The organism is Devosia sp. GW821-FHT12F11 (assembly GCF_058806655.1).
Map to the genome: position 1 here is coordinate 213,713 of NZ_JBXAPX010000005.1, position 20,013 is coordinate 233,725.

Here is a 20,013-nt window from a genome sequence, read left to right on the forward strand (position 1 = left end):
GCAGGTGGGCCAGTGCGCACGAGGGCCAAAGGCCCTCACCGCGGCAGCTTGACCCAAATCAAACAGCCTGACCGACCCCGTGCGACAACCAGCCGACACTACCCCGGATACCGGAATGCAAACGGATACTCCCGAAGCCCAGACCTACGACGTCGAAGCGGTAAACGCCGCCGGACGCCGACAGCCGCTCTATGCGGCGCGCAAGAAGATCTTCCCCAAGCGCGCCAGCGGGCAGTTCCGCAAGTTCAAGTGGCTGGTGATGCTGATCACGCTCGGCATCTACTATGTGACGCCCTGGCTGCGCTGGGATCGCGGACCGTTCGCCCCTGACCAGGCGGTGCTGGTCGATCTCGCCAACAAGCGCTTCTACTTCTTCTTCATCGAGATCTGGCCGCAGGAATTCTACTACGTGGCCGGCATGCTGGTGATGGCCGGCATCGGGCTTTTCCTCGTCACCTCGACAGTGGGGCGCGCCTGGTGCGGCTATGCCTGCCCGCAAACGGTGTGGGTCGATCTGTTCCTTGCCGTGGAGCGGGCGATCGAAGGCGATCGCAACGCCCGCATCAAGCTCGACGCCGCACCGTGGTCGGCGAACAAGCTCATCAAGCGCACCTTCAAGCACGCCATCTGGCTCATCATCGGCGTGCTGACGGGCGGCGCCTGGATCTTCTACTTCGCCGATGCACCCACCCTGCTCGGCGACGTGGTGAGCCTGCAGGCGCCGCTTGTCGCCTATGCCACCATCGCGCTCCTCACGGCGACCACCTACACGTTCGGCGGCCTGCTGCGCGAGCAGGTCTGCACCTATATGTGCCCCTGGCCGCGCATCCAGGGGGCGATGCTCGACGAGCATTCGCTGACCGTCACCTATAATGACTGGCGCGGCGAGCCGCGCACCCGGCATGCCAAGAAGGCGATCGCCGAAGGCAAGCCGGTCGGCGATTGCGTCGATTGCAATGCCTGCGTCGTGGTGTGCCCGATGGGCATCGATATCCGCGATGGCCAGCAGCTCGAGTGCATCACCTGTGCGCTGTGCATCGATGCCTGCGACGACGTGATGACCCGGCTGGGCAAGGAACGCGGGCTGATCTCCTACGCAACGCTCAGCGACTACAACCGCAACATGGCGCTCGCCACCGGCAGCGGCCAGGTGGTGCAGCCCTCGCGCGTCCGCGATGCCAGCACCGGCAAGCTGGTCGAGGCGATCAAGCGCACCGACTGGCGCTCGATCGTGCGGCCGCGCACCATCGTCTACTTCATCGGCTGGGCGGCCATCGGCCTTGCCATGGTGACGGCGCTGGCGCTGCGCTCGCCGCTGTCGGTCAACGTGCTGCACGACCGCAACCCGCTCTATGTGGAACTGCGCGACGGCTCGGTGCGCAACGGCTTCGACGTCAAGGTGCTGAACATGACGCCCGAGCCGCGCGAAGTGGTGCTCAGGCTCGAGGGATTGCCGGGCAGCACGCTGGCGCTGGCCGAAGGCGGGGCGGAAGCCGCCGAGAGCCTCAGCTTCACGCTCGAGCCCGACAAGGTGCTGCCGGTGCGGCTCTATGTGCGGGTCGCGCCCGAGGCGCTCCCTGCCGGCAAGGCCGCCTTCGACATCGTCGTCGTCGACGAGGCGGCCGGCCTCACCCGCCGCGTCGAGACGACGTTCGACGTACCGGAGAAACGCCAATGACCAGCACTCCCAAGGCCGCGCGCGGCGAATTCACCGGCCGGCACATGCTGCTGGCGATCATCGGCTTCTTCGGCGTGATCATTTCGGTCAATGTCGGCATGGCCATCGTCTCCTCGGTCAGCTGGACCGGCCTCGTGGTGCAGAACTCCTATGTCGCGAGCCAGGAGTTCGAGGAGAAGCGCCTGGCCCACACGGCGCAGCAGCAGGCGGGCTGGCGCGCCAGCCTCAGCTACGCCGACGGCACGGCGCTGTTGTCGGTGGTCGACGCCGACGGAAAGGCGATCGATCTGGGCAGTCCGGTGCTGCAGATCAATCGCCCGGTGGGCGGCCATGACGATCAGCAGGTGGCGTTCAGCCGCCGGCCCGACGGCGTCTATACCGGTCCGGTAACCCTCGGGCCCGGCGTCTGGGAGGCGCGGGTGAACGTGGCCGATACGCCGCTCGGCCCGTTCGAGCTGCACGAGCGCTTCAGCATCGGGGGAGTTGCACCATGACCTGCTGCGTTCCCGGCGCCCACAGCATTGTCGACGACCCCAGCGCCATCGAGGCGGATGGTCCGGCGCTGCTGGCGCTCAGCCGACCGCTCGGCGACGGCCGGCGCCAGCTCGAGTTCGCTGTGCCCGACGCGCATTGCGCCGCCTGCATCCGCTCGATCGAGACGGCGCTCGCCGCGCTGCCGCAGGTCTCGGCCGCTCGCGTCAACCTCACCGCGCGCCGCGTCCGCGTGGCGTTCGATCCGATGAAGGGCAGCCCGGCCGAGCTGGCGCCGGCGATCCGCCAGAGCGGCTACCACACCTATGTGCTCGACCCCGCCGAGGAGACCGGCGGCGACCCGGTGCTGGGCGAGCTGATCCGGGCGCTGGGCGTCGCCGGCTTTGCCGCCGGCAACATCATGCTGTTCTCCGTCTCGGTCTGGTCGGGGGCCAATGATGCGACCCGCGACCTGTTCCACTGGATCTCGGCGATCATCGCGCTGCCGGCCATCGCCTATGCCGGCCGCATCTTCTTCCGCTCGGCCTGGCGCGCGCTCAGGGTCGGCAAGACCAACATGGATGTGCCGATCTCGATCGGCGTCATCCTCGCTACCGCGCTCAGCCTGTTCGAAACGCTGCAATCGGGCCAGCACGCCTATTTCGACGCCTCGACGAGCCTGCTGTTCTTCCTCCTCATCGGCCGCACGCTCGACCACCTGATGCGCGAGCGGGCGCGCAGCGCCATTACCGGGCTCGCCCGCCTGCAGCCGCGCGGCGCCACCCGCATCCACGACGACGGACGGCGCGAGTATGTGCGGCTCGATGAGATCGGGCCGGGCATGCGGCTGGAGCTCAAGGCCGGCGAGCGCGTGCCGGTCGATGCGACCCTCATCTCGGCCGGCGGCACGTTCGACTATTCGATCATCACCGGCGAGACCGTGCCGCAGGTGGTGGCGCGCGGCGACGAGGTGGTGGCCGGCGCCAACAACCTGGGTGGCCCGGTGGAGCTGCGCGCCGTGCGCGCCTCGACCGACTCGTTCCTTGCCCGCATGGCGGCGATGATGGATGCCGCCGAAGGCGCCCGCACCCGGCCGCGCCGCATTGCCGACCGGGCCGCCGCCATCTATGCGCCGGTCGTGCACACCGTCGCCATCACGACGTTCCTCGGCTGGTGGCTCGTCAGCGGCGACTGGCACGCCGCGCTGCTCAACGCCGTGGCGGTGCTGATCATCACCTGCCCCTGCGCCCTCGCGCTTGCCGTGCCGATCGTCCACGTGGTGGCGGCCGGAAGGCTGTTCGAGCGCGGGGTATTGATGAAGAACGGCGCGGCGCTCGAGCGCGCCGCCGAGATCACTTCGGTGGCTTTCGACAAGACCGGCACGCTGACCGAGGGGCAACCCCAGGTGGTCGAGAGCCACGCTGAAAGCGCCGGGACGGACGAGGTGGCATATGCCCTCGCTTCGGCCAGCACCCACCCGCTGTCGCGCGCCCTTGCTGCCCATATCGGCCACGGCCGGCCGTTTGCCGGCACGGTCAGCGAAAGCGCCGGCCGCGGCGTCGAAGGGGTGGTGGACGGGGTGACCTGGCGGCTCGGCAGCCGCGACTGGTGCGGCTTGCCCGCGGCGGGGGAAGGGCGCCTCACCGAGGTCTGCCTGGTCGCCGATGGCGAACTGCGCGCCAGCTACCGCTTCAGCGACCTGCCGCGGCCCAGCGCCCGGGCCAGCGTTGCCGAGCTGATGCAACTGGGGCTGCCGTCGCGCCTCGTCTCCGGCGACCGGCAGGGGCCAGTCGACGCGGTCGCGGCCGCGGTCGGCATCGCCGTCGCGCAAGGTGGCCTGACGCCGGAACAGAAGGTCGAAGCGGTGGCGGAGGGGCGCACCATGATGGTGGGCGACGGCATCAATGACGCTCCGGCTTTGCGCGCCGCCTATGTCTCGATGGCGCCGACCACGGCGGCCGATATCGGGCGCAGCGCCGCCGATTTCGTCTTTGTCGGCGACGACCTGGGCGCCGTGCCCTTCGTGGTCGGCACGGCGCGGCGCGCCGCAAAGCTGGTGTCGCAGAACCTCGCGCTTGCCATCGGCTACAACGCCATCGCGGTGCCGCTCGCCATCTGCGGCCTGGTGACGCCGCTGGTTGCGGCGGTGGCGATGTCGTCGTCGTCGGTGGTCGTGGTTGCCAACGCCCTGCGGCTGCGCTTCGAGCGGCGTGGGGCGCGGCCGGAGGCCGCCGGCCGGCTCGTGGCCGAGGAGCGCGCGGCATGAGCGGGCTCGCCGTCCTCATCCCGATCGCAGTGCTGATGGGGCTTGCGGCGCTCGCGGCGTTCCTGTGGGCGCTGCGCTCGGGGCAATATGAAGACCTCGAAGGCGCCAGCGAGCGCATCTTCGAGGAGGACCTGGAGGATCGAGCGTCAGCCGGCGCGCGCTTCGAGCGCCACAAGGCCGAGGATCACCACTGAGCGGTGTCCACGCACCTCGATTACCCCGTCATGCCGCAGCCGGCTGATCTGGCGCGACACCGTCTCGAGCGTGAGGCCGAGGAAATCCGCCATGTCGGCCCGGCTGATCGGCAGCTCGAGCGTCAGGCGGCCGGCGCCGTCGGCGATACCGGTGCGCGTGGCAACCAGCAGCAACAGGCTCGCCACCCGCTCGGCAGCAGTCTTCCGCCCCAGCGTCACCATCCAGTCGCGCGCCTCGTCGAGGTCGCGCAGCGATTGTGCGAGCAGGCGCAGCTTGATCCGGTCGCTGTCGGCCACCAGGCTTTCCAGCACGCTGCGCGGAATCCGGCAGAGCTCGACATCGGTGGCGGCTTCGGCCGATAGCGGGCTCTCGGTCGAGAACAGGCGCCCCATCAGATCGGGGGCGAACTGCAGCCCGACGACCTGCTGGCGGCCGTCGCGCAGGACGCGCGACAGCTTGACGGTGCCGCGGGTGACGTTGGCATAGCCGACCTCGCCGCTCTCGATCGCCAGCGTCTCGCCCGGGCCGTGCCGGGTGCGGCGCGATTGGTGCGCAAGACGCATGAGCTCGGCCGGGTCCAGCACCTCGCAAAGCCCACCCTGCCGGACCTGGCAGGTACGGCAGTGCGTCGGGGTCGCCTGGTCGGCGTCAGCATCTGTGGTCATCTGGGCATCCCGCAAGCTCCGCCACTTACTCGCACGCCCCTGCGGCAGGCCGATTGATCGAGATCAAGAACCCGGGGCCCGCCTGGTGACAGAACGCTGGCGGAGGTTCCGATGTCCGATACCCTGCTCAAGCGCGCCGCGCGGCCCGTCCCCCGCTACACCAGCTACCCGACCGCGCCGCATTTCCACGACGGCATCACCGATGCCGATTATGCCGGCTGGCTTGGCGCGCTGCCGGTCGAAACCGACCTGTCGCTGTATGTGCATGTGCCGTTCTGCGATCGGCTGTGCTGGTTCTGCGGCTGCCACACCAAGCAGGTGCTGCGCTACGACCCGATTGCCGCCTACCTGCCGGCAGTGCATCTCGAGATGGAGCAGGTGGCCCGGCTGCTCGACGGGCGCGGCCGCGCGACGGCCCTGCACCTGGGCGGCGGCTCGCCTTCGATGCTGCGGCCCGACGATCTCCAGGCGCTGGCGCAGCGGGCCCGCCAGCTGTTCAACCCGCGAACCGATTTCGAGTTCAGCATCGAGATCGACCCCAACGATATGACCGAGGCTCGCTACGACGCCTTCGCGGCCGCCGGCGTCACCCGCATCAGCGTGGGAGTGCAGGATTTCGATCCACAAGTGCAGCAGGCGATCAACCGGCTGCAGAGCTTCGAGCAGACCCGCGCGGTGGTCGAGGGGATGCGCCAACGCGGCGTCGGCTCGGTGAACCTCGATGTGCTCTACGGGCTGCCGCACCAGACCGTCGGTTCGGTCGAGGCCACCATCGACCAGGCCCTGGCGCTCAATCCGGATCGGCTGGCGCTGTTCGGCTACGCGCATGTGCCGTGGATGAAGACGCATCAACGGATGATCGATGAGACCCGGCTTCCCGATGCCGAAGAGCGGCTCAGGCAATCGACGGCGGCGGCAGCGCGCATAGCGGCCGCCGGCTATGTCGCCATCGGTCTCGACCATTTCGCCAAGCCGGCGGATCGGCTTGCCATCGCGGCCGGGTCGGGCCAGTTGCGCCGCAACTTCCAGGGCTACACCACCGACGCCGCCCCGGCGCTCATCGGCTTGGGCGCCTCCTCGATCGGCAGCCTGCCGCAGGGCTATGTGCAGAACATCGCGGCGACCGGCGAATATATCCGCGCCATCAAGGCGCGCGGGCTCGCCATTGCCAGGGGCATCGCGCTCAACAGCGAAGACCGCCTGCGCGGCTGGGTGATCGAGCGGCTGATGTGCGACCTCCAGATCTCGATCGCCGAGCTGCGCCGCCGCTTCGGCAGCGCCGCCGGTGCGGTGCTCAACGAGATGGCCTATGCGGCGCAATGCGATGCCGACGGGATCGTCGATTTCGACGGGCAGACCTTCGCCATCACCGAGACCGGCCGCCCCTATGTGCGCTCGGTCGCGGCGGCCTTCGACACCTATCTCGGCTCGGGCGCCGGCCGGCACTCGGCGGCGGTGTAGGGAGCAGCGCCGGACGCGCAGCGCTCCGCACCCCGCGCCCGGGCAGGGCAATCGCAGATGGGGGCGTTCGGCGCGGCGTTGTCGCCATATGCCGTGGTCCTGCTCCCCTCCGGGATTCTACTAGGTGCCGCCCCTGAGACTCCGACCGGAATTTCGGTTTCCTGCACAAGAGCTAGGTTCGTCGCACCAACAACGGGGCAGCGAAAAATGCAGATCCAGCCGAGCTTCAGGGTAACGCGCAACAACGACGCGACATCGGGCGTTTCTGACCTCCTGACGGCGATGCAACCTGCCGTGGTGACCTTCTATCCGACCGACGCCACCATCTACGCCCAGGGCGACGATGCCGGGCCGCTCTACCTGGTCGAGTTCGGCATGGTGCGGATCTGCCGGATGAGCGCCGATGGCCGGCGGCTGGTCAGTGCCTTCCACTCGGCGGGCGAAGTGTTCGGCTTCGAGGCCGGCGGCCAGCACGATTCCTTCGCGGAAAGCGTCGACGGCGCGGGTATTCGCGTGCTGCGCCCCAGCTGCGGCGAACAACCCAGCGGGCGCATCCTCAAGCTGGCGCTGAAGAGCCTGGCGCGGACGCAGAACCACCTGATGCTGCTCGGCCGCTGCAGCGCCAACGAGCGCATGGCGGCGTTCCTCATCGATCTGGCCGAGCGCCAGGGCGACGACAAGTCGGTCTACCTGCCGATGCAGCGCTACGACATCGCTGACTATCTCGGCATGACCTTCGAGACGGTGTCGCGGGTGCTGCGCACGCTCAAGGATCAGGGCCTGATCCGGCTGCGCTCGATCAGCGAGGTGGAACTGCTGGATGTCGCCGCGCTCAGCGCCATGGTCGACTGACCGCAAGCGGCAACGCACATGCATTGGGGGCGTCCAATGTTCGCCATCCTGCTCACGGCCCTCGTCGCTGGTGGCGGCTACCTGTGGTTTCAGCACCAGAGGTTCGAGGCATCGACCGATGCGCTGCGCCACGAGACCATCGCGACGCCGGCCGGAAGCGGCGGCGCGCAGTTGCCCGACATCGTGCGGGCCTATGCGCTGCGGGCCGGCGGCACGCCCGGTGGCCCGGCGGCGATCCACCTTCGGCATCGCGCACAGCTAGCGACCGCCGCGGGGCGCCCGCCAATGCCGATCGAGGCCGACCAATGGCTGGCGACCGGGCAATCGAATTTCGTCTGGCTGGCCGGCGGCAGCATGTTCGGCTTGCCCGTCTCGGTGCTCGACAGCTTCGTCGACGGGGCAGGGCGGCTGGATGCACGCCTCCTGGGCGCCGTGCAGATGGCCGGCGGCAGCGGCCCGGAATTCGACCGCGGCGAAGTGCAGCGCTATCTCTCCGAGCTGCCGGTGCATCCCGACGCCATCCTCAACAATACCGAGCTCGCCTGGCGACAGCTGAGCGAGACCAGCGTCGAGGTCAGCGCTCCCACCGGCAGCCGCCCGGCCAGCGTTCGCTTCATCTTCGATGCCGCCGGCGACATCGTCGCGATGGAGGCCGACGACCGACCGATGACGGTCGGAAACACGACGGTGCCGACGCCATGGCGGGGCACCTATGGCGCCTACAAGCGGTTCGGCCGCTACCGCATCCCGAGCTATGGCGAGGTCGGCTGGGTGTTACCCGAAGGGCTCTCAATCTACTGGCGCGGCGAAGTCACGGCTTACGAGCCGGTGTTCGGGCTTGCGGCGGACAGTTCGCCCGAGCCGCGCCAACAATAATCTGAGAGTCTCTGTTGAGGGCTGGCTGTGCGCGCATGCGGCGGGGTTGAGCTGCATCGATGGGAGAAGGGCGCGCAGTCCTACGGTCTGATCCGGGCCGCCGGCATACCGCCCCAGCCTCAGAACGCCTTGCGATACCCAAACTGGCCGGTGGCGGAGATGCTGTCGGCTTCACCGATACCGAAATCAGCTTCACCGTGCCCGACATCCCCGAGCCCGGCGAAACCTATCAGGTCACCGTGGTGCGCGGGGATGGTGTCGAAGTGGTAGCCGAAGACACCCTGATCCTCGGCGGGCTCTAGGCTCGCTGCAGGAGGCCGGGGGCGTGCGGTCAGCGGCGGACCGAGCCCAGCAATTTGCGCGGGAGCAGGCACTGACTCCCTGGGCTTGGCACCAAGTGGTGTGTACGTGCCACGTGAGCCGCGACGACGTTGCTCTGGAAGCACTTCCGTTCACTTCCCAGCAAAGCGGCAACTCAATTTTACTCTTTGTTCTACTGATCGTGGGCAAATGGCGCCGTTGCAGAATGAGGATTATTGCATGCCGTTGAGTTACCAATCGCAAGTTGAGCTCATCTTCCCACCCGCGGTCTTTGAGGACCCAAGCATAGCATCCATCCTCCAGCAACTCGGCATCCAGCCGGAGTCGAAGGGCAACAAGATATTGCTGTTCACCGATGCCCGCACGGTCGCCGCTCTCTATGCGGCCGACGAAAGGCTCCAGGAAATGATGCGACAGAGCGGGATCGGTCTTGTCGTCCATGGCTGGAACAGGCAGGGGCGGAGCGAATTCGTGCTGCAGAAGCTTCGCGAAATGGCACGAGCTCAGGTGGGCGAACAGCTCAAGATGGCAGTTTTCCGTCTGCATCTCTTTGTCAAGGATGGCATGCTCGGCAAACTCCACCCCAACCCTTTTGCTGCGCCGCATCCGACCGTCGATCCGTCTGACCGGTTCGATCTCAACACTGCCCTGAAAGAGATGATGTCACCGCAGCAGCTCCATGCCCCGAAAGCACCTGACCACCTCAGAGCTTCCCGCGTCTTCGGTCGTCGCAACGTCTGACAGGCGTCCAGAGAGGCCGGTCGGGGGGGCGAGGCCTTACCGAGAGGGTATCGTCGTCGCATCGACTCCGTGAGGTCGCGTCTTTGTCGAGTACGCTGTGCTTGGCACGGTCAGCATCCACAGCAAGCGCCGCCTCCGCATCCCTGCTCGAAACCCCGACGGGTCCCGACGCCCCGGCTCGTCAGTTCGGTGTCGCAGTTGGAGCGAGCTTTGCCGGCGGCAGCGGCGCCGCTGACAGGGCTCGCTCAGACGATGCCGGCGAGCACCCCGCCGGCCGAGAACACCGTCGAGCCGGTTATATAGGACGATTGCCGGCTGAGCAGGTAGAGGCAGGTGTCGGCCACTTCGTCGGCGGTGCCGGCTCGCCGCATGGGAATGGGTGTGGCCCGGTCGGCGGCGATCGCCTCGACGCTCAGCCCGCGCTGCTGCGCCAGCGTCACGTTGAGGGCGTCGGTCAGCGGCGTATCGATCAGCCCCGGCGCCACGACGTTGACCCTGATGCCGCGCGGCTCGAGCAGCAGCGCCAGCGAGGCTGCGAGGTTCCTGAGCCCCGCCTTGCTCGCGGCGTAGAACGGTGTTGCCGGTGAGCCGCGCAGGCCGGCGATCGAGCCCAGCACGAGCACCGAAGCGCCAGGCTGCAGCTGCGGCAGCAGCGCGCGGGTGAGGAAGTAGGGGGCTACGAGGTTGATGTTCAGCACCCGCAGCGCCGCCTCCGGGGTGATCGCATCCCACTCGGCCGGATCGAGAATACCCGCCGCCAGCACCACCCCGTCGAGCTCGCCTGCGCCGCCGGCGATCGCCGCGTGGCCCGAAGCATCGGCCAGGTCCGCGGCGGCCCAGCCGCCGGCCCAGCCGGTTGGCGCCGCGCCGCGATCGGTACCGAATACGGCGCAGCCTGCCGCGACGAGCTTGGTCGCGACGGCGTCGCCGATCCCGCCGGCCGCGCCGCTGACCAGCACACGCGACGGCAATTGAAGCGTAGCTCCAGGCATCAATCCTCCGCCGGCTTCGAAACGATGCGTGCGAGCTCGGCGCCCGCCTTCTGGATATGGGCCCGCGCCGCGGCGCGAGCCGCCTCGGGATCGGCGCGGCGGATGGCATCGATGATCGCCTGGTGCTCGGCGATGGTCTGGTGCGCCCGGCCGGGAATCAGCTGGTAGCCCGAGCGGTAGCGCTGCGAGGCGGTCCAGTGGTCCTCCAGCACCCGGGTCAGTTGGGCGCTGTCGGCCGCCTGCAGGATGCGGCGATGCAGCATCCAGTTGGCCGAGCCCATGGCGGTGAAATCCTGGCGCTGGTAGGCATCGGCGAAATCGGCATTGATGGCGATGAGGTCGTCGGCGAGCTCGGCATCGCCGGCCTGCGCCGCCCGCCAGGCCGAGAGCCCCTCGAGCTCGGAGCGGATCTCGAAGATCTCCTGCGCATCTTTCAGCGACAGCTCGACCACGCGCATGCCCTTGTGCGGCTCGCTGACCAGCAGGCCCTCACGCTCGAGCTTCAGCAGCGCCTCGCGCACCGGCATGTGTGACAGGCCCAGCTCACCCGAGAGGTCCGCCAGCGTCATCCGCCGGCCGGGCGCATAGGTGCCGTTGATGATCTGCTCGCGCAGGTACTCGTAGACGAGATCCGCCTTCTTGCGGTGCAGGATCGGGGAAGTCGCCGGCTCGCTCATCGCTGGGTCCAGGTGTGGTTGGCAGCGCGCATCATAGCGAGCGCAGACGTCCGAGCCAGTCGGCAAGCCCGGCTTCTACCGAAAAGCGCGGTTGCCAGCCGAAATCCGCCTTTGCCCGGTCGAGCCGGCAGGCGCCGCGCAGGTGCCGGGCAGGGTCGATACCCGGCGCCTGGACGATCTTCGCCTCCGGCAGCAGCGCCCGCACCGCGCCGGCAAACTCGCCGCGCGTGCGCAGCACCCCGCCGGTGACGTTATAGACGGCGTTCGCGAGGCTCGGGGCCAAGGCGGCGGCGAGCAGCGCTTCGGCGAGATCGACGACATAGGTGAAGTCGCAGGGGTGGTCGCCTCCGGCCTTTTCCTCCACCCGTTCGCCTGCCAGCACCCGCGGCAGGAAATACTCGCCGATCTGGTTGCCCCGGCCGTAGACGAAGCCGGTGCGGAACGAGGCGCTGCCCGAGCCGAAGGTCCGCCGGTGCGCGGCGCACCAGCTCTCGCTCATCAGCTTGCTGCCGTCGTAGATGGTCAGCGGATCGGTCGGATCGGTTTCGGCCAGCGGCTGGAGATCCGGCCGGTTGCCATAAAGCGTCGCGGTCGAGACGTTGATCAGCCGGGCGCCGCCGGCATGCGCCGCCTCGAGCAGGTTGGCCGTGCCGTTGACGTTCACCGCCAGCGTCAGCTGCGGATCGACTTTCGCCCGGACCGGACCGACCACTGCGGCACAATGGATGATGGCCGCCGCCCCGGCCGCATGCCGGCGGCAGGCTTCGGCATCTCGGATATCGAATGCCAGTTGCTCGGTCGCCCCGGCCCAGACGCGATCCTCGGGCCAGCTGACATCGGCGAGCACCACCTCGTGCCCATCGTTGAGCGCGGCCTCGGCGACATGCTGGGCCACCATGCCGCCGCCGCCGGTAACAAGCAGGCGCGCCATGCTCAGCCTCCAATCTCGGTCGAGGTGATCGGCTCGCCCGTCGGCTGCACGATGTTGAGGAACACCAGCGGTTCCGCCCCCGTGGCCGTGAGCCCATGCGGCACGGTCGGCGGGGTATGCACCACATCGCCGACGCTGACCGGGAACGATTGCTCGCCCACCCGCACCACGCCCTCGCCGGCGACGATCACCCAATGCTCGGCCTTGCCGGTATGGACGTGCATCGACACCGAGTTCCCGGGCATGACGCGGTAGCGCGCGATGCGGGTCGGCGGCGGATCGGCATTGACCCAATTGATCGCCAACCGCTCGGCGCCGCCATGCATGGTTTCGGTAGTTTCGGTACTCATTGGATAGCCGGTCCGTAGACGAGGTCGGGAAGCCACAGCACGAGCTGTGGGACGAGGGTGATGAGCAGCAGGATGATGAGGAAGCCGACAATGTAGGGCACGGTCTCCAGCGCCACCTGCATCACCGGCGCCTTGGCGATGTTGGAGACGATGAACAGCGCCATGCCCACCGGTGGGTGGATCATGCCGATCATCATGTTGACGATCATCACCATGCCGAAATGCACCGGATCGATACCGACCGCGGCAAGCGCCGGAACGATCACGGGGGTGACGAGGATCAATATCGCCGAGGCGTCGAGGATCATGCCGAGCAGCAGGATGACGACGTTGAGCAGCAACAGCAGCGCGATCGGCGACAAGCCCATGGCGATGACGCTCTGCGCCACATCCTGCGGTATGCGTTCGCGGGCGAGGATCCACGCAAAGACGTTGGCGCTGGCGACGATCACCATGATGCCGCCGGTCGACAGCGCGGTTTCGCGGAAGGCGCTGAGCATCTCCTTGCGGTCGGTGGTCTTCCAGTAGACCGCTGCGAGCAGCAAGGCATAGAGCGCCCCCACGGCAGCCACCTCGGTGGCAGTGAAGATGCCGGTCCGCATGCCGCCGATCAGCCCGACTGGGACGACCAGGGCGGGGAGCGCCTTCCATGTCGCGATCCGCCGCTCCGGCCAGCTGGCTTTGGGGAATGTCGGCAGGTCCAGCTTCTTGCCGCGATAGTGGACGATGGCCATCAGCACGAAGGTCATCATCAGCCCGGGAATGACCCCGGCGAGGAACATCCGCCCGATCGATACATCGGCGATGAAGGCGTAGAGCACCGCGACGGTCGATGGCGGGATCACCGGCCCGATGGTCGCCGATGCCGCGGTGATCGCCGCGGCAAAGGCGGGCGAATAGCCCTTCAGCGTCATGGCCCGGGTCTCGACCGTGCCGAGCCCGGCGGCATCGGCCAGCGCCGAACCGGACATACCCGAGAAGATCAGCGATCCGATGATGTTGACCTGGGCGAGCCCGGCTCGCCAGTGCCCGACCATGGCGACGGAGAAATCGAAGATGCGCTGCGTCACGCCGCTCGCATTCATTAGGTTGCCCATCAGGAGGAACATCGGGATGGCGATGAGGGTGAAGCTGTCGATGCCGAAGGCGATGCGCTGGCCGAGGATGGAAAGCGGCACGCCGGCAATGACGATGCCGCCGATGCCGACGATGAGCAGGCTTGTCGCCACCGGAATGCCGGCGAACAGCAGGATGAGCAGGACCACGATATAGAGCAGGCTCACGTCAGCACCTTGGGCGTGTGCGGGATATCGGCGCGCGGATCGGCAGTCTCGACGATCAGCCGCAGCGCACAGTGGAACGTCGTCAGAGCGGCGCCGATGATCACCGGCCAGGCCAGCAAGGCCGTCGGCAGCCCGGTGGCGACCAGCGGCATGCCGTTGACCGCCTTCGCCAGCTCGAAGCCCTGCAGGCAGACAACGGAGAACACCACCACCATGACGGCATCGCGCAGCATCAGCGCGAGGCGCTTGGGTAGCCGCGGCAGCATCTCGATGAAGGTATCGACCGCGAGGTCGGCGCCGCGTCGCGTCAGCGCGGCGCCGCCGATGAAGGTCATCCAAACGAGGAGGAGGCGGGACACCTCCTCGGGCCAGATGAACGGCGCGTGGAACAGGTAACGCGCAAAGATCTGGAGGTTCACCACCACCAGCAATGCCGCCACCAGCGCCATGGCGAGCAGCTCTTCGGCCCGCCCGAGCGTGGCCTGGACGGCCTTGAGGAAACGAAGAGCCACGAGCCTGCCTCAGCCCTGGACGCTGCGGATCTTGTCGTAGAGCGCCAGGTCTCCGCCCCAGCTTTCGGCCAGCCCAGGAATGGCCTTGGCTGCTGCTGCCTCCCACGCGGGCAGGTCCGTCGGGGTCGAGAGCATCATGCCGGCCTCGATGAGCTTGGCTTTCACGTCCTCCTCGCCGTTGGTGAAGGCATCGGTGACGAACTGCGAACCTTGCTGGATTGCCGCTACGAGCGCCGCCTGGTCCTCAGCACTGAGCGAACTCCACGCGGAATCCGCCAGGAGGATCGGCCCGGGCGCGGCAAAGCTCCAGGCGATGAGGTTCACGAACCTGGACACCTCGAACAGCTTCTGGCTGAGCATTGTGTCGAGCGGCGCGTCGGCGCCATCGACGATGCCGGACTCCAGCGCCTGGTACATCTCGGCAAAGGCGATGGGGGTGGGGATGGCGCCGAATGCCTGGAACACCTGCGGGTAGGGCGGCAGGTCCGCCACGCGCACCTTCTGCCCCTGGATATCGGCGATGGTGTTGTAGGCGGCAGCCCGGCTCAGCACGTGGCGCGTGCCGCGGTGGAACCAGCCGATGATGTGCACGCCCGACTGCTCGACGATCTTGTTCTTCCATGCCTCGCCGATCGGTCCGTCGACCACCGCCTGCCAATGGGCGTTGTCACGGAACAGGTAGGGCGCATCGAGGATCGCCAGTTCCTTGAGGTGCACCGACGCCCCGCCGGGGGAGGCGAGCGTGCCCTCGATGCCCCCGGTGCGGATGGCGACGTTCATGTCGCGCTCAGTGCCCAGTTGCGACGAGGGGAAGACCTCGATCTTCACCCGGCCGGCCGTCGCGGCCTCCACCGATTTGCCCGCGAGTTCGAGCCCGAGCTGGAACTGGTGCGTGGGCGCCAGCACGTGGCCGATGCGGAGCACGATCTGCTGCGCCAGGGCCGCGGTCGGCAGCCCGACGGCGGATACGGCGATGGCGGATGCGCCGAGCTTCAGCGCCTCGCGGCGCGACAATCTGTTGGTCATGGGTTCCCCTCCGGTAACGCTTGTTGAGATGCGTATCATTGATTATTGATGTTTGATCAAATCATGAGGGGCGGCGCTTGGCAAGGGGCCGACGCGGGCCTCAGACCAAAGGGGAAGACAATGCCGATCGACGCAACCGCTACCGGTGCCTTCGTGCTGCGCGTGAAGCCGGGGATGGCCGACGAATACCGTCGCCGTCACGACGCGCTCTGGCCCGAGATGCGCGAGGCGCTGCTCGCACAGGGGATCGTCTACTACGAGATCTACTTCCACGCGGATTCGGGGCTGTTGTTTGCGCACACGATCCGCTCGGCGCCGCATGATGCCACCCAGCCCGAGGCCCCGGCGATTACCCGCTGGCGCGAGCACATGAAGGACATCATGGAACTGGAAGGGGAGCGGCCGTACCGACGCGTCCTCGAGCGCGTCTTCCTGCTGGACGCAGCGGCAGGTCAGTAGCGTCAGCCGCCCGCGCCGGGCCAGGAACGGACGCTCGAGCCGATGCCCGGGCGTCCGTCGCTTCTGTCAATCCCAGCTCAGGGCGCCACCGTTCTGGTATTCGATGACGCGGGTCTCGAAGAAGTTCTTCTCCTTTTTCAGATCCATCGCCTCGCTCATCCAGGGGAAGGGGTTCTCGGTTTCGCCGAACACCTCGTGAAGGCCGAGCTGGGCGCAGCGGCGGTTGGCGATGAAATGCATATACTGCTCGCAGAGCGCGGAGTTGAGGCCGAGAAAGCCCCTTGGCATGGTGTCGCGGCCATAGGCGGCCTCGAGCTCGGCGGCCCTTTTGATCATGCCGCGCACCTCGCTCTGGAACTCCGGCGTCCAGACATGCGGGTTTTCCGCCTTGATCTGGTTGATGACGTCGATACCGAAGTTCAGGTGGATGCTCTCATCGCGCAGGATGTACTGGTACTGCTCGGCGATGCCGACCATCTTGTTGCGACGGCCCAGCGACAGGATCTGCGCGAAGCCGGTATAGAACCACATGCCCTCGAAGATCACGTAGAAGGCGATCAGGTCGCGCACGAACGCCCGGTCGGTCTCGGGCGTGCCGGTGGTGAAACTGGGATCGTCGAGGTGCTGGGTGAAGTTCAGCGCCCAGGCCGCCTTGTCGGTGATCGAGGGCACCTCGCGATACATGTTGAACAGCTCGCCCTCATCGAGGCCGAGGCTCTCGACGATGTACTGGAAGGTGTGGGTGTGCACCGCCTCCTCGAAGGCCTGCCGCAGCAGATACTGCCGGCATTCCGGGTTGGTCAGGTGCCGGTAGATCGCCAAGACGATGTTGTTGGCGACGAGGCTTTCCGAGGCGGCGAAGAAGCCGAGGTTGCGCTTCAGCGTATGGCGCTCGTCGTCGGTGAGCCCGTCCTTGCTCTTCCACAATGCGATATCGGCCTGCATCGACACCTCGGTCGGCATCCAGTGGTTGTTGCAGCCGCTCAGGTATTTCTCCCAGGCCCAGTTGTACTTGAGCGGCAGCAGCTGGTTCACGTCGGCGCGGCAGTTGATCATCGCCTTGTCGTCGACCGAAACGCGGCCGCCGGCGCGGTCGATGCTGGGGGCGAGCGGGGCAGGGGCGAGAGTGTTGAGGTCTGAGGACCAATCGAGGGACATGGTAGGTTTCCTATAGGCTGGTAGTTTACCCCTCACCTGTCTCGCGCTTCGCGCGATCCACGGGGAGGAAAAGTGGTGGCCGCTGCGCTCTCCAGATTCTTCTCCCCGTCGGGGAGAAGGTGGCGCGTAGCGCCGGATGAGGGGTCTTGTCTCGTTACTGGCAGGCTTCGCAGTCGGGGTCGTCGATCAGGCACGCCGGCCCATCGAGCACCGCCATTTCGAGCGCCAGCTTCTTCGGCGCGGGCGGCGTCTCGACCACCGGCGCAGCAACCAGCGCCGGCGTTACCGCCACGGCGTTGAGCTTGCCGTCCGTGCCCTTCAGCGTCGACTTCTCGACATGCGTCGCCGAGCGAGAGCGCAGGTAATAGGTGGTCTTCAGCCCCGCCTTCCAGGCGCTGCGATAGAGCGTATCCAGCGCCTTGCCCGAGGGGTTGGCGAGGTAGAGGTTGAGCGATTGCGCCTGGTCGATCCATTTCTGCCGGCGCGAGGCGGCGGCGATCAGCCAGCTGGCGTCGAGCTCGAAGGCGGTGGCGTAGATGGCCTTGAGGTCATCGGGCACCCGATCGATCTGGCCGACCGAGCCGTCGAAATATTTGAGATCCGAGATCATCACCTCGTCCCACAGCCCACGGGCCTTGAGGTCGCGCACGAGGAGGGCGTTCACCACCGTGAAATCCCCCGACATGTTGGATTTGACGTAGAGGTTCTGGTAGCCCGGCTCGATCGACTGGCTCACCCCGCAGATGTTCGAGATGGTGGCCGTCGGCGCAATCGCCATGGTGTTGGAGTTGCGCATCCCCACTGATTTGACGCGCTGGCGGAGCGTCTCCCAGTCGAGCCGCTGGGTGCGGTCGATATGGATCTCGCTGCGGGTCGCGGCGAGCATTTCGAGGCTGTCGATCGGCAGCACGCCTTTTGACCAGAGCGAGCCGGCAAACGAGGCGTAGGCGCCACGCTCCTCGGCAAGATCGGTCGAGGCGGTGATGGCATAGTAGCTGATCGCCTCCATCGAGCGGTCGGCGAATTCAACCGCCGCATCCGAGCCATAGGCGATGCCCTGCGCCTGCAGCGCATCGGCGAAGCCCATGATGCCGAGCCCGACCGGGCGGTGGCGGAGGTTGGAGCGGCGGGCTTCCGGGATGGTGTAGAAGTTGATGTCGACGACATTGTCGAGCATGCGCATGGCGGTGTCGACGGTGCGCTTGAGCCGCTCGAGGTCGAGGCCTTTGTCGGTGAGGTGGGCCAAGAGGTTAATCGAGCCGAGATTGCAGACCGCCACCTCGTCCTTCGACGTATTCAACGTGATCTCGGTGCAGAGGTTGGAGGAGTGCACCACCCCGACATGCTGCTGCGGCGAGCGGATGTTGCAGGGGTCCTTGAAGGTCACCCAGGGGTGGCCGGTCTCGAACAGCATGGTCAGCATCCTGCGCCACAGATCGAGCGCCCGGACGGTCTTGAACACCGTCATGCCGCCGGCGGCGGCCTTGGCTTCATAGGCTTCGTAGGCGGCCTTGAAAGCGGGGCCATAGAGATCGTGCAGGTCCGGCGTTTCGTCGGGCGAGAACAGTGTCCAGTCGGCGCCGGCTTCGACGCGCTCCATGAACAGGTCGGGCACCCAGTTGGCGGTGTTCATGTCGTGGGTGCGGCGGCGGTCGTCGCCGGTGTTCTTGCGCAAATCGAGGAACTCCTCGATGTCGACGTGCCAGGTCTCGAGATAGGCGCAGACCGCGCCCTTGCGCTTGCCGCCCTGGTTCACCGCGATGGCGGTGTCGTTGGCCACCTTGAGGAACGGCACGACGCCCTGGCTCTCGCCGTTGGTGCCCTTGATATGGGCGCCGAGCCCGCGCACCGGGGTCCAGTCATTGCCGAGACCGCCCGAATATTTGGCGAGCAGCGCGTTGTCCTTGATCGCCTTGAAGATGCCGTCGAGGTCGTCGGCGACGGTAGTGAGGAAGCAACTCGAAAGCTGCGGTCTCAGCGTCCCCGAGTTGAACAGGGTCGGGGTCGAGGCCATGAAGTCGAAGCTCGACAGCAGATTGTAGAACTCGATGGCGCGGGCTTCGCGGTCGATCTCGCGCACCGCCAGGCCCATGGCGACGCGCATGAAGAAGGCCTGCGGCAGTTCGAACACCGTGCCGGCGGAGTGGAGGAAGTAGCGGTCATAGAGCGTCTGCAGCCCCAGATACTGGAACTGTCGGTCGCGCTCGGGCCGGAGCGCCGCGGCGATGCGGGCGATATCGAAGCGGCCGAGTTCCGGGTCGATCAGCTCAAGCCCGATGCCGCGCTCGAGATAGGCGGGGAAATACTCGGCGTAGCGGTTCGCCATCTCGGCTTGCGTCGCCTGGTCGGGGCGGCCGGCGAGAAAGCTCAGCGCTTCGCGGCGCAGCTTGTCGTTGAGCAGGCGCGCCGAGACATAGGCGTAATTGGGTTCGGTTTCGACCAGGGTACGGGTCGCGAGGATCGGCGCCAGCGCCAGTTCCTCGGTCGAGATGCCGTCATAGAGGTTGCGGCGGGTCTCGGTGAGAATGGTCTCGGCCACCACGCCATCAAGACCGGCAGAGGCCTCGGCGATGACGGTGGCGAGGCGGGCTTCGTCGAGCGGCATGCCATCCGCCATGCGGATCGCGGCGCTCGCGACAGGCGCATCCGCCTTGTCGGCGCGGGCCTTGGCGTGCTCCTCGCGGTACAGCACATAGGCGCGGGCGACCTTCTGGTGCTCGCCGCGCATCAGCGCCAGCTCGACCTGATCCTGCACATCCTCGATATGGAACACCCGGCCGTCCTTGGCGCGGCGGACCAGCGCCGCCACCACTTCGCCGGTCAGTTGCTCGACGATTTCATGCACGCGGCGCGAGGCGGCGGCCTTGTTGCCCTCCACTGCGAGGAACGCCTTGGTCAACGCCACGGCGATCTTCGACTGATCGAACGGCACCGTGCCACCGTTGCGCTTGATGAGCGAGAAGCCCGGCGCGTAGGCCGCGTGCGGCTCGGGTGACGTGACGACCACCGGACGGCCGGTGTCGGAATGGACGATCTGTGAAGTGGACATATGCCTCAAATACCCCGTGAGTGGCAGCAGGGGTTTTCCGAGGACGCGAA

General features: G+C 67.2%; 20 protein-coding genes. 10 read left to right on the forward strand and 10 right to left on the reverse strand.

Translation table 11 applies throughout. The features are described from left to right. Positions 1-115 precede the first annotated feature (115 nt). From ccoG to ccoS, 4 genes are read left to right on the forward strand one after another with little or no spacing between them, the layout of a single operon-like run. Positions 116-1,678, forward strand: coding sequence for a cytochrome c oxidase accessory protein CcoG (gene ccoG / locus AC1ROK_RS16505; protein WP_492848820.1), 1,563 nt, complete (start codon positions 116-118; stop codon positions 1,676-1,678). After that, positions 1,675-2,172 (forward strand): FixH family protein, encoded by a 498-nt coding sequence (locus tag AC1ROK_RS16510; RefSeq protein ID WP_492848822.1) that lies wholly within the window; start codon positions 1,675-1,677, stop codon positions 2,170-2,172. The genes ccoG and AC1ROK_RS16510 overlap by 4 nt, the downstream gene beginning before the upstream one ends. Next, a complete protein-coding gene (locus tag AC1ROK_RS16515) occupies positions 2,169-4,415 on the forward strand; it encodes a heavy metal translocating P-type ATPase (protein ID WP_492848824.1) in 2,247 nt (748 codons plus the stop codon). Before AC1ROK_RS16510 ends, AC1ROK_RS16515 begins: the two co-directional genes overlap by 4 nt. Then, complete coding sequence (ccoS, locus tag AC1ROK_RS16520) at positions 4,412-4,609, forward strand: cbb3-type cytochrome oxidase assembly protein CcoS (RefSeq protein ID WP_492848826.1); 198 nt, start codon at positions 4,412-4,414, stop codon at positions 4,607-4,609. The genes AC1ROK_RS16515 and ccoS overlap by 4 nt, the downstream gene beginning before the upstream one ends. Here ccoS and AC1ROK_RS16525 read toward each other — a convergent pair. Beyond that, a complete protein-coding gene (locus AC1ROK_RS16525; protein ID WP_492848828.1) occupies positions 4,562-5,275 on the reverse strand; it encodes a Crp/Fnr family transcriptional regulator in 714 nt (237 codons plus the stop codon). The two genes, ccoS and AC1ROK_RS16525, sit on opposite strands and share 48 nt — an antisense overlap. A gap of 111 nt (positions 5,276-5,386) precedes the next feature. Between AC1ROK_RS16525 and hemN the strand changes: the two genes are divergently transcribed. From hemN to AC1ROK_RS16550, 5 genes are all read left to right on the forward strand, one after another. Continuing rightward, complete coding sequence (hemN, locus tag AC1ROK_RS16530) at positions 5,387-6,736, forward strand: oxygen-independent coproporphyrinogen III oxidase (protein WP_492848830.1); 1,350 nt, start codon at positions 5,387-5,389, stop codon at positions 6,734-6,736. A gap of 207 nt (positions 6,737-6,943) precedes the next feature. Then, positions 6,944-7,588, forward strand: coding sequence for a helix-turn-helix domain-containing protein (locus AC1ROK_RS16535; protein WP_492848832.1), 645 nt, complete (start codon positions 6,944-6,946; stop codon positions 7,586-7,588). Positions 7,589-7,624: 36 nt separating this feature from the next. After that, complete coding sequence (locus AC1ROK_RS16540) at positions 7,625-8,464, forward strand: DUF6544 family protein (RefSeq protein WP_492848834.1); 840 nt, start codon at positions 7,625-7,627, stop codon at positions 8,462-8,464. Positions 8,465-8,523: 59 nt separating this feature from the next. Continuing rightward, positions 8,524-8,766 carry a hypothetical protein gene (locus AC1ROK_RS16545; RefSeq protein WP_492848836.1) on the forward strand — a complete coding sequence of 81 codons (243 nt, stop codon included), beginning with the start codon at positions 8,524-8,526 and terminating at the stop codon, positions 8,764-8,766. 238 nt (positions 8,767-9,004) lie between these two features. Continuing rightward, entirely contained in the window at positions 9,005-9,526 is a 522-nt protein-coding gene (locus AC1ROK_RS16550) for a hypothetical protein (RefSeq protein ID WP_492848838.1), read from the forward strand. Between the two features lie 245 nt (positions 9,527-9,771). Here AC1ROK_RS16550 and AC1ROK_RS16555 read toward each other — a convergent pair whose 3' ends face one another. From AC1ROK_RS16555 to AC1ROK_RS16585, 7 genes are read right to left on the reverse strand one after another with little or no spacing between them, the layout of a single operon-like run. Continuing rightward, positions 9,772-10,497: an SDR family NAD(P)-dependent oxidoreductase gene (locus tag AC1ROK_RS16555; protein ID WP_492848839.1), complete on the reverse strand. Its 726-nt coding sequence runs from the start codon at positions 10,495-10,497 to the stop codon at positions 9,772-9,774. A 20-nt stretch (positions 10,498-10,517) separates the two neighbouring features. After that, positions 10,518-11,195 carry a GntR family transcriptional regulator gene (locus tag AC1ROK_RS16560; RefSeq protein WP_492848841.1) on the reverse strand — a complete coding sequence of 226 codons (678 nt, stop codon included), beginning with the start codon at positions 11,193-11,195 and terminating at the stop codon, positions 10,518-10,520. Between the two features lie 31 nt (positions 11,196-11,226). After that, a complete protein-coding gene (locus AC1ROK_RS16565; RefSeq protein ID WP_492848843.1) occupies positions 11,227-12,126 on the reverse strand; it encodes an NAD-dependent epimerase/dehydratase family protein in 900 nt (299 codons plus the stop codon). A gap of 2 nt (positions 12,127-12,128) precedes the next feature. Beyond that, positions 12,129-12,476, reverse strand: coding sequence for a cupin domain-containing protein (locus AC1ROK_RS16570; RefSeq protein WP_492848845.1), 348 nt, complete (start codon positions 12,474-12,476; stop codon positions 12,129-12,131). Then, positions 12,473-13,759, reverse strand: coding sequence for a TRAP transporter large permease (locus tag AC1ROK_RS16575; RefSeq protein ID WP_492848847.1), 1,287 nt, complete (start codon positions 13,757-13,759; stop codon positions 12,473-12,475). The genes AC1ROK_RS16570 and AC1ROK_RS16575 overlap by 4 nt, the downstream gene beginning before the upstream one ends. Next, positions 13,756-14,271 (reverse strand): TRAP transporter small permease, encoded by a 516-nt coding sequence (locus AC1ROK_RS16580; protein ID WP_492848849.1) that lies wholly within the window; start codon positions 14,269-14,271, stop codon positions 13,756-13,758. The genes AC1ROK_RS16575 and AC1ROK_RS16580 overlap by 4 nt, the downstream gene beginning before the upstream one ends. Positions 14,272-14,280: 9 nt before the next feature. Then, positions 14,281-15,297 (reverse strand): TRAP transporter substrate-binding protein, encoded by a 1,017-nt coding sequence (locus tag AC1ROK_RS16585; RefSeq protein WP_492848851.1) that lies wholly within the window; start codon positions 15,295-15,297, stop codon positions 14,281-14,283. A gap of 120 nt (positions 15,298-15,417) precedes the next feature. Between AC1ROK_RS16585 and AC1ROK_RS16590 the strand changes: the two genes are divergently transcribed. Next, complete coding sequence (locus tag AC1ROK_RS16590; protein ID WP_492848853.1) at positions 15,418-15,756, forward strand: L-rhamnose mutarotase; 339 nt, start codon at positions 15,418-15,420, stop codon at positions 15,754-15,756. 66 nt (positions 15,757-15,822) lie between these two features. Here the strand turns inward: AC1ROK_RS16590 and AC1ROK_RS16595 are convergent, their stop codons facing one another. Next, the gene (locus tag AC1ROK_RS16595) at positions 15,823-16,914 is read right to left on the reverse strand and encodes a ribonucleotide-diphosphate reductase subunit beta (RefSeq protein ID WP_492848855.1); all 1,092 of its coding nucleotides are present in this window, start codon (positions 16,912-16,914) and stop codon (positions 15,823-15,825) included. Positions 16,915-17,068: 154 nt separating this feature from the next. Next, positions 17,069-19,963 carry a ribonucleoside-diphosphate reductase subunit alpha gene (locus AC1ROK_RS16600; protein WP_492848857.1) on the reverse strand — a complete coding sequence of 965 codons (2,895 nt, stop codon included), beginning with the start codon at positions 19,961-19,963 and terminating at the stop codon, positions 17,069-17,071. Positions 19,964-20,013: the final 50 nt, after the last annotated feature.

Coding starts and splice junctions, on each gene's coding strand:
- ccoG (WP_492848820.1), top strand. CDS start 116: ATGCAAACGGATACTCCCGAAGCCCAGACCTACGACGTCGAAGCGGTA.
- AC1ROK_RS16510 (WP_492848822.1), top strand. CDS start 1,675: ATGACCAGCACTCCCAAGGCCGCGCGCGGCGAATTCACCGGCCGGCAC.
- AC1ROK_RS16515 (WP_492848824.1), top strand. CDS start 2,169: ATGACCTGCTGCGTTCCCGGCGCCCACAGCATTGTCGACGACCCCAGC.
- ccoS (WP_492848826.1), top strand. CDS start 4,412: ATGAGCGGGCTCGCCGTCCTCATCCCGATCGCAGTGCTGATGGGGCTT.
- AC1ROK_RS16525 (WP_492848828.1), bottom strand. CDS start 5,275: ATGACCACAGATGCTGACGCCGACCAGGCGACCCCGACGCACTGCCGT.
- hemN (WP_492848830.1), top strand. CDS start 5,387: ATGTCCGATACCCTGCTCAAGCGCGCCGCGCGGCCCGTCCCCCGCTAC.
- AC1ROK_RS16535 (WP_492848832.1), top strand. CDS start 6,944: ATGCAGATCCAGCCGAGCTTCAGGGTAACGCGCAACAACGACGCGACA.
- AC1ROK_RS16540 (WP_492848834.1), top strand. CDS start 7,625: ATGTTCGCCATCCTGCTCACGGCCCTCGTCGCTGGTGGCGGCTACCTG.
- AC1ROK_RS16545 (WP_492848836.1), top strand. CDS start 8,524: ATGGGAGAAGGGCGCGCAGTCCTACGGTCTGATCCGGGCCGCCGGCAT.
- AC1ROK_RS16550 (WP_492848838.1), top strand. CDS start 9,005: ATGCCGTTGAGTTACCAATCGCAAGTTGAGCTCATCTTCCCACCCGCG.
- AC1ROK_RS16560 (WP_492848841.1), bottom strand. CDS start 11,195: ATGAGCGAGCCGGCGACTTCCCCGATCCTGCACCGCAAGAAGGCGGAT.
- AC1ROK_RS16565 (WP_492848843.1), bottom strand. CDS start 12,126: ATGGCGCGCCTGCTTGTTACCGGCGGCGGCGGCATGGTGGCCCAGCAT.
- AC1ROK_RS16570 (WP_492848845.1), bottom strand. CDS start 12,476: ATGAGTACCGAAACTACCGAAACCATGCATGGCGGCGCCGAGCGGTTG.
- AC1ROK_RS16585 (WP_492848851.1), bottom strand. CDS start 15,297: ATGACCAACAGATTGTCGCGCCGCGAGGCGCTGAAGCTCGGCGCATCC.
- AC1ROK_RS16590 (WP_492848853.1), top strand. CDS start 15,418: ATGCCGATCGACGCAACCGCTACCGGTGCCTTCGTGCTGCGCGTGAAG.
- AC1ROK_RS16595 (WP_492848855.1), bottom strand. CDS start 16,914: ATGTCCCTCGATTGGTCCTCAGACCTCAACACTCTCGCCCCTGCCCCG.
- AC1ROK_RS16600 (WP_492848857.1), bottom strand. CDS start 19,963: ATGTCCACTTCACAGATCGTCCATTCCGACACCGGCCGTCCGGTGGTC.